The organism is Lacihabitans soyangensis (assembly GCF_024343775.1).
Classification (GTDB): domain Bacteria; phylum Bacteroidota; class Bacteroidia; order Cytophagales; family Spirosomataceae; genus Leadbetterella; species Leadbetterella soyangensis.
This window is the reverse complement of sequence record NZ_RJUF01000078.1, coordinates 1-355: the sequence shown is the minus strand read 5'-3', so window position 1 is coordinate 355 and position 355 is coordinate 1. Positions and strand designations below refer to the sequence as shown.

Sequence of the window (355 nt, the reverse complement as noted above, 5' to 3'; positions counted from 1 at the left end):
GCAATCGAAACGGTTGGAGCGGTGATATTTTGACTTACAACTGTGGTGTCATTCGTTACACAACCATTGGCAGCAGTAACGGCCACGAAATAAGTTCCAGGTGTTGAAATATTTGCAGAGGCAATATTTCCAAGACCATTAGACCAAGCATAAGAAACTCCGCCTGAGGCAGTTCTGGTAACAGATGTTAAGGCACAAGTCAAAGTATCTGTTCCGGCGATTGAAACCGTTGGAGCAGTGATATTTTGAATAACAATCGTGGTGTCATTCGTGACACAACCGTTCGCAGCAGTAACGGCCACGATATAAGTTCCTGGAGCTGAGATGTTTGCGGTGGTATTATTTCCAAGACCGT

Annotated in this window: 1 pseudogene; it reads right to left on the bottom strand. The window is 44.8% G+C overall.

Annotated elements, in window-relative coordinates:
• A pseudogene (locus EGI31_RS14330) lies at positions 1–355 on the bottom strand (hypothetical protein); the annotation flags it as partial.